Genomic DNA, 6,543 nt, shown 5'->3' on the forward strand with positions numbered 1-6,543 from the left:
AACTCAGTCTATTTCGGCATCGGGGTTTGACGGCAAGTAGGCCGGTGTGGGCAGTTTGTTGAATAACTTGCTGAAGTGCTCTTGCACCCGCGCGATATTCATCAGCGATATCCCACTTGAAAAACCAAACCACACATACAATCCATTCAAATTTTTAAACATGGGCGGTAAATATTTAGGTGCAGCAATAACACCTTCCAAATAGCGCTCATAAAGCAATGGCAAATCATCGAGTGTCACCTTGCCCACAAATAGCATGGGAATAATTTCCGGCACACCTGATTGAATTGCGCTGCGAATAAAATTCACATTTTCAACAAATCCTTTTACATAAGAAATATCTTTGGTAAACACGGAGCCACCGGTAAGGGTGCCGCCGCGAAATACACGCTGGGTAACACGATAGCTATCGTGCTCACTCACTCCGCGCTCTAAAAAGTGGCGATAGACTTGGCAAAAATCTGCGCCTTGTTCGGCTAAATCCACGGCGACTACGCGGTCACTAATTCGGCGCGCGCGCTGTGGAAATGAACTGAAGGTCAAGGTTTCCATCAACACCGCCATTCCTTCCTGAATTGCGGTGATGCGCGGTGATCCCACGCTCAACCAGGTTGCCCAAGGTTGCTCGCGGCCATTCAATGTTGTGCCTATGTGCACCCAACCCTCGTGCACCTCCAATACTTGCAAATCCAATTCAGAAAAAGACGCGCGACGATTCACTTTGATGCAATCGCCACCGGCTGAAGCATCGGAAACAATATCGTCGCTGATCTGCACCCGCACTTCGCCCGCGCCGAAATAATTCGTCATGCGCTCGCGCAATACTTTTACTGCTTCTTCGGAACTGATGTCGTTAGGGTAGGGGCGATTCAAATGCTCTACGGCCGGTAACGAAAAAATGTGGCAAAGCTGCTCGCCCATCTGCCGCAAGGTTTTACGATCACCGCGTAAGTTGTCGCTGGCGGAACCGTAAAGTTGGCGACTGAAATGACCGAACTGCTGAGTGCCGCGTGCGCGCAACAATTCAATAACGATTTGGTATTGATCAATGGTTGCTTGCAGGATTTTGCCTAACGCATCATCGCGCCCGAGCTGACGGCGCACATCGCTTTTTAATTCTTTTAATAATTGGTTAACGGTTTCCGGATCAAACGCCAATTTTTGGCGCTGATAAAAATCGGCATCCAGTGCAGGTAATTCTTTACCTTGTTGTTCGCGAAAGCGCTGCTCAATACCAGCAGGCCATTTAACGGCGTCGAGAATCCGAATCGGTTTTTGTAAGGATACCAGGCGCGTCGATAACTGCTTTAAACGCTCCAGATAGACTGGGTCGGTCATAACAAGGCTGCCACAAAAAAGTGCAAGAACAGGCCGAATACCAAGGTGCAAAAACACCCAACATTGTTGCTATTGGAATGCCGCCATTCTATCTGGTTGCTCGGCATTTGTGGCCAGAATTTGTCGTATACCGCTTTGGCGCTAGCGTCTTGCTGGATAAATCGCCAGAATGGGGCGATTTTGGCTTGATCGTCGTTTAGCTGAGCTGTTTTTGTGGCTCTATTGCGGTGGGTAGTGATATGCCTTTTGTTGCGCTGGAAAAGTTACACCTGTTATTCGATGGTTATCGCAAGCCGATTAAACTGGCGGGGCAGGATTTGCTCCTGCTGCAAGAAAATGGCAAAACCCTGTTGATAAAAAATCAATGCCCGCATGCCAGCGCGCCTCTGACTCACGCCAGTCTGAGTAATAACGCATTGCGTTGCCCGCTGCATGGCATTGAATTTGATTTAACCACGGGGCGCTCACGCAGCCCGGTTTGTGCGCAAGCACTGCAATTTTTACCGCTAATCTATGAGGGAAACACTATCGGAGTTGAGCTTCGCTGAGTGTTTGGAAATCGATAATAAATAAGGACTGCTATGGGACGTTTACTATTTAAATCGCTGGTTGTGGTGTTGTTGGTTTTCGGGATTGGCAATTATTTGATCTACCTTAAAACCGGCAATATGCCGTTGCGGGATATGCGCGATCAATTTGGTGGCGATTGGTTCGCAGGGCTGCGCGATAGTGTGTCGCCAGATCAATTGGCAACCGATGCCAAGCAGGCTGTTAAAGGGATTGCAGATAAATACTCCGGTTCCGAACCAGCTGCACCTACCAAGGTATATAAATGGACTGATGCCAATGGTCAGGTTCACTTTGGTGATAAGCCAACGGCAGCGGGTGCCGAACAAGTCGAAGTAAAAATACAAAACGCTATCTCCGAGCCTGATGATAAGGTCAAAAAATCAACTGCGACCGCAGTTGCCAACGAACAATCAGGTTCTGAGTCCGCATTGGACAAGGCTCGAGCAGCAGCTGAGGCGATGAAGCAGCGCGTGCAACAACAGGAGCAGATGCAGTAGCGGACGATGAGAAAGTTCTGGCGCATTTCATGGCGACTCTCTTGGCGAATAGCAAAGTGGCTATTGCTGCTGTTACTGGCATATCAGCTGTGGTTGTTTGGCCATGTGTTGCTGTGGAAGTGGGTGAATCCCGGCGAAACCAGCTTTATGTCGATCCGGCTGGATGAGCTGCGCGAGAAAAACCCAAAAGCAGAGTTAAAGCACCAGTGGGTCGATTATCCCCAAATTTCATCGCATTTGAAGCGCGCCGTGGTTGCGGCGGAAGATGATCGCTTTATGGAGCATCATGGTTTTGATTTGCGCGGCATCCAAAAGGCGCTGGAGAAAAATCAGCGTCGGGGTAAATCGGTTGCCGGGGGTTCATCAATCACCCAGCAGCTCGCTAAAAACCTGTTTTTATCGCCCTCGCGCTCTTATGTACGCAAAGTCGAGGAAGCCATAGTTGCCATGATGATCGAGCTAGTGTGGGATAAACGCCGGATTCTGGAGGTGTATTTGAATGTGGTGGAGTGGGGCAATGGCGTATTCGGGGCGGAAGCCGCCGCGCGCCATTACTATAAAGTCCCGGCTGCACAGATAGGCCCATCAGCGGCGGCGCGTATGGCCGTTATGCTGCCCAATCCGCGCAAGTATGAAAAAGCCATGCCGGCCTGGGTGGTCAAACACGCCTCCCGCGTCCAGGCACGTATGCGCCACTCCCGTATTCCTTAATCCCAAAGGTTTAAACCCCGATCCTGTGGCGCGAATATCGCTTTGTTCTTGTACGGCGCGGTTCTCGCCGCTGGGGATTTACGTTACAATCGCGACCCTTTTAGGGTCTTGGTATCCTGTTTAGTCCAATTGTTGTAACTATCTTGTTGTAATCGGGGTAATGGCGATGCCTATTTATGAATACCAATGTGAAGCTTGCAGCCACAGTTTGGAGGCGTTGCAAAAACTGAGCGATGCCCCGCTGGTTGATTGCCCTGCATGCGGCAAGGCAAGCCTCAAAAAACAAATTTCAGCGGCCGGGTTCCGTTTGTCGGGCGGTGGCTGGTATGAGACCGATTTTAAATCGGGCAAGAAAAAGAACATCGCCGGTGATTCGTCGGGCAGTTCATCTGCCAGCTAAGTTATCACCGCGTTAAGCAAATTCATTGTTGATCAATACTTTCTAAAAATACTAGGAACTACCTATGCGCAGCCAATACTGTGGCGCTTTAAATGCCTCGTTTATCGATCAAGAAGTTACCCTCTGCGGATGGGTGGATCGTCGTCGTGATCACGGTGGTGTGATCTTTATCGACCTGCGCGACCGCGAAGGTATTGTGCAAGTGGTGTTCGATCCGGATGCAAAAGAGAATTTTGCCTTGGCGGACAAAGTGCGCGGCGAATACGTATTGCAGTTAACCGGTAAAGTGCGTGCGCGTGCACCATCAACCGTTAACCCGAATATGTCGACCGGTGAGATCGAAGTGTACGGCACTGCGCTGACTATCCTGAACGAAGCGGAAACCATGCCGTTCCCATTGGATTCTTACTCGAACGTGGGCGAAGAGACCCGTTTGAAGTATCGCTTCCTCGATTTGCGCCGCACCGAAATGCAGAAAAACCTGCGTTTCCGCAGCAAAGTGACCAGCGTTATCCGCAACTATCTGGATCGCAACGGCTTCCTCGATGTTGAAACTCCAATCCTGACTCGTGCGACTCCAGAAGGCGCGCGCGATTATCTGGTTCCATCGCGTACCCATGACGGTAAATTCTTTGCATTGCCACAGTCTCCGCAATTGTTTAAGCAATTGTTGATGGTGGCCGGTTACGACCGTTACTACCAAATCGCCAAGTGCTTCCGCGACGAAGACTTGCGTGCTGACCGTCAGCCGGAATTTACCCAGATCGACATCGAAACCTCATTCATGTCGCAAGAACAAATCATGGAAATTACCGAAGGTATGTTCCGCGAATTGTTCAAAGATTTGCTCGGCGTAGAGTTTGCGGCGATCAATCACATGCCGTTCTCGGAAGCGATTGCCAAATACGGTTCAGACAAGCCGGACATGCGTATCCCGCTGGAATTGGTTGATATCAAAGACCTGGTTACCGAAGTGGATTTCAAAGTATTCGCTGGTCCAGCGAACGATCCAAAATCCCGTGTTACCGCATTGAAAGTACCTGGCGGTAACGAGAAGTTGACCCGTAAACAAATCGACGACTACACCAAGTTTGTTGGTATCTACGGCGCTAAAGGTTTGGCGTATATCAAAGTTAACGACAAGTCTGATCTGGAAGAAGGTTTGCAATCCCCGATTGTTAAAAACCTGCCAGTGCCAGTGCGCGCGGCAATCCTTGAGCGTGTTGGTGCAGAAAACGGCGACCTGATTTTCTTCGGCGCTGATAAGCACAAAGTGGTAACCGAAGCTTTAGGTGCACTGCGCTGCAAACTGGGTGCAGACCTTGAGTTGTACACCACCCAATGGGCACCACTGTGGGTTGTTGATTTCCCGATGTTTGAAGAAGATGACAAAGGTGGCTGGACTTCAATCCATCACCCATTCACTTCACCAAGTTGCACACCGGACGAGCTGGTTGCCAGCCCGGGTGCTGCATTGTCACGCGCCTACGATTTGGTATTGAACGGTACTGAATTGGGCGGTGGTTCGGTTCGTATCCACTCATCAACCATGCAACAAGCGGTATTTAAAATCCTCGGTATTTCTCCAGAAGAACAGCGCGAGAAGTTTGGCTTCCTACTCGACGCACTTGCGTATGGCGCACCACCACACGGCGGTTTGGCGTTCGGTTTGGATCGTTTGATTATGTTGATGGTGGGCGCAAGCTCAATCCGCGACGTAATCGCCTTCCCGAAAACCCAAAGCGCTGCTTGTGTAATGACCGACGCTCCGGGCACTGTGGACGAATTGCAATTGCGCGATTTGCACATCCGTCTGCGCAAGAAAGAAAAAGCCGTTGCCGCAGAAGATACACCTGAATACGGCATGTAAGACCCCACCCCGACCCTCCCCTTCAAAAGATGAGGGGGTTAAAAAGGTGGGCTTTTGCCCACCTTTTTTGTTTCAGAAATTCAGAAGTTGGAAAATCAGTTGGAGTAGTTAAATGGCCGGACATTCCAAATGGGCAAATATGAGACATCGCAAGGCGCGTCAGGATGCCAAGCGAACTAAAGTCTTCACTAAAATTATTCGTGAACTTACCGTTGCTGCGAAAGGCGGCCCCAATCCTGCAGATAACCCGCGTCTGCGTGCGGCAGTTGAAAAAGCCTATCTCAACAATCTTAAAAAAGACGTAGTAGAAAGAGCGATTGCCCGCGGTGCAGGTACGTCGGAATCCGATGCGTACGAAGAACTGACCTATGAAGGTTACGGCGTAAACGGCGTAGCGTTTATTGTTGAATGTATGACCGATAACCGCAACCGCACCGCTGGCGATGTGCGCCATGCGTTTGATAAAAAAGGCGGCAATCTCGGTACTAGCGGCTCGGTTTCTTATTTGTTTGCGCGCAAAGGACAAATCAGTTTTGCATCTGGCATCAATGAAGATGCTTTGATGGAAGCTGCGCTCGAGGCAGGTGCTGATGATGTTGTCAGCAATGAAGACGGTTCGTTTGATGTGATGACCGCGTTCGAAGATTTCTTTCGCGTAAAAGATGCACTAGCCAGTGCTGGATTAACCGAATCCGAATCCGAGATCACCCAAATCCCGTCGCTGACTGTTAGTCTTGATAAAGAATCTGCCGAAAAAATTCTCGCGTTAATTGATGCCCTCGAAGATTTGGACGATGTGCAGAACGTCTATACCAATGCCGATATATCGGAAGAGATTATGGAGCAGTTGGGTTAATTGTTTTATCAAGCATCTGATGGGTGATCATCAGGTGCTTGCCTGCCGCCTTCCATCATGCAACACTGCGCCATAACTACTGTATATAGATACAACTTATGGCACTTATCCTCGGTATTGACCCCGGCTCCCGCAAAACCGGCTTTGGCATTATTAATGTAGTCGGCAGCAAATACGAATACGTCACCAGCGGTGTGATCCGCATGAAAGATGCGGATGAGCTGCCCGCGCGTCTCAAGGTTATTTTTGATTCACTCACCCAAATCATCGAGCAATATTGCCCGCAGGACATGGCCATTGA

Annotated in this window: 9 protein-coding genes; 8 read left to right on the top strand and 1 reads right to left on the bottom strand. The window is 49.7% G+C overall.

Features of this window, described 5'->3' with window-relative positions; translation table 11 throughout:
- Positions 1-3: 3 nt before the first annotated feature.
- Positions 4-1,338: a flavohemoglobin expression-modulating QEGLA motif protein gene (locus tag AAGC78_RS17410; protein WP_435785376.1), complete on the bottom strand. Its 1,335-nt coding sequence runs from the start codon at positions 1,336-1,338 to the stop codon at positions 4-6.
- A gap of 20 nt (positions 1,339-1,358) precedes the next feature.
- Here AAGC78_RS17410 and AAGC78_RS17415 point away from each other — a divergent pair, with 20 nt between their 5' ends.
- The 8 genes from AAGC78_RS17415 to AAGC78_RS17450 all read left to right on the top strand — a co-directional run.
- Entirely contained in the window at positions 1,359-1,538 is a 180-nt protein-coding gene (locus tag AAGC78_RS17415; RefSeq protein ID WP_435785377.1) for a hypothetical protein, read from the top strand.
- 39 nt (positions 1,539-1,577) lie between these two features.
- Complete coding sequence (locus tag AAGC78_RS17420; RefSeq protein WP_435785378.1) at positions 1,578-1,886, top strand: Rieske (2Fe-2S) protein; 309 nt, start codon at positions 1,578-1,580, stop codon at positions 1,884-1,886.
- 33 nt (positions 1,887-1,919) lie between these two features.
- Positions 1,920-2,405: a DUF4124 domain-containing protein gene (locus AAGC78_RS17425; RefSeq protein ID WP_435785379.1), complete on the top strand. Its 486-nt coding sequence runs from the start codon at positions 1,920-1,922 to the stop codon at positions 2,403-2,405.
- Between the two features lie 6 nt (positions 2,406-2,411).
- On the top strand, positions 2,412-3,116 hold the full coding sequence (gene mtgA / locus AAGC78_RS17430; RefSeq protein ID WP_435785380.1) for a monofunctional biosynthetic peptidoglycan transglycosylase: 705 nt from the start codon (positions 2,412-2,414) through the stop codon (positions 3,114-3,116).
- 166 nt (positions 3,117-3,282) lie between these two features.
- Positions 3,283-3,516: an FmdB family zinc ribbon protein gene (locus AAGC78_RS17435; RefSeq protein WP_435785381.1), complete on the top strand. Its 234-nt coding sequence runs from the start codon at positions 3,283-3,285 to the stop codon at positions 3,514-3,516.
- 64 nt (positions 3,517-3,580) lie between these two features.
- On the top strand, positions 3,581-5,386 hold the full coding sequence (gene aspS, locus AAGC78_RS17440) for an aspartate--tRNA ligase (RefSeq protein WP_435785382.1): 1,806 nt from the start codon (positions 3,581-3,583) through the stop codon (positions 5,384-5,386).
- 112 nt (positions 5,387-5,498) lie between these two features.
- Complete coding sequence (locus AAGC78_RS17445; RefSeq protein ID WP_435785383.1) at positions 5,499-6,242, top strand: YebC/PmpR family DNA-binding transcriptional regulator; 744 nt, start codon at positions 5,499-5,501, stop codon at positions 6,240-6,242.
- Between the two features lie 98 nt (positions 6,243-6,340).
- Positions 6,341-6,543, top strand: a 203-nt coding sequence (locus tag AAGC78_RS17450; RefSeq protein ID WP_435785384.1) for a crossover junction endodeoxyribonuclease RuvC, incomplete at its 3' end; no start/stop codon positions are given.

Source organism: Cellvibrio sp., assembly GCF_039207905.1.
Classification (GTDB): domain Bacteria; phylum Pseudomonadota; class Gammaproteobacteria; order Pseudomonadales; family Cellvibrionaceae; genus Cellvibrio.

Coding starts and splice junctions, on each gene's coding strand:
- AAGC78_RS17410 (WP_435785376.1), bottom strand. CDS start 1,338: ATGACCGACCCAGTCTATCTGGAGCGTTTAAAGCAGTTATCGACGCGC.
- AAGC78_RS17420 (WP_435785378.1), top strand. CDS start 1,578: ATGCCTTTTGTTGCGCTGGAAAAGTTACACCTGTTATTCGATGGTTAT.
- AAGC78_RS17425 (WP_435785379.1), top strand. CDS start 1,920: ATGGGACGTTTACTATTTAAATCGCTGGTTGTGGTGTTGTTGGTTTTC.
- mtgA (WP_435785380.1), top strand. CDS start 2,412: ATGAGAAAGTTCTGGCGCATTTCATGGCGACTCTCTTGGCGAATAGCA.
- AAGC78_RS17435 (WP_435785381.1), top strand. CDS start 3,283: ATGCCTATTTATGAATACCAATGTGAAGCTTGCAGCCACAGTTTGGAG.
- aspS (WP_435785382.1), top strand. CDS start 3,581: ATGCGCAGCCAATACTGTGGCGCTTTAAATGCCTCGTTTATCGATCAA.
- AAGC78_RS17445 (WP_435785383.1), top strand. CDS start 5,499: ATGGCCGGACATTCCAAATGGGCAAATATGAGACATCGCAAGGCGCGT.